The following is a 405-nucleotide window of genomic DNA, read 5'->3' as shown; positions in this document are numbered from 1 at the left end:
TAGAGAGAAAGGAGGTGACTCCTATGATGGAATATTTACTGTCTTTGCTACAGGATCTGTTGAAAGTATTTTTAACAATCCTTGTTACAGCTTATGGAAATAAGCTTGTCAGCAAATTGAGCAAACAACGTAAAAGAACCTCCCTACGCCGTCGGAAGCTTAAGAGAGGTTCTAAAAAAAGAAAATAATATTTAGTAACCAATCGCCTTGCGACTACAGTTACCAGAAGAGATGTTGATAGCATCTCTTCTTTTATTTTATGTGTTCTAGGAAATACTTATACCTGAAATTGATACTTATATTATAGCATCTTCAAAATCAATTGCAAATCCCACTTCCTAATTAGGGCAGGACAATCGCATGAAAAATATAGTCTTATTTCAAGTAGATATATGCGTTAATTTT

At 33.8% G+C, this 405-nt stretch carries 1 protein-coding gene; it reads left to right on the top strand.

The genetic code is table 11. From position 1 onward, the window contains the following. Nucleotides 1–188 (top strand): hypothetical protein (locus tag ACODS7_RS32720; protein WP_488828727.1); only part of this gene is annotated, 188 nt, incomplete at its 5' end. Between the last annotated feature and the right edge of the window lie 217 nt (nt 189–405).

The organism is Bacillus sp. FG16, from assembly GCF_057809515.1.
Note: the sequence above shows the minus strand (reverse complement) of the source record. Positions and strands in the feature narration are given on the sequence as shown.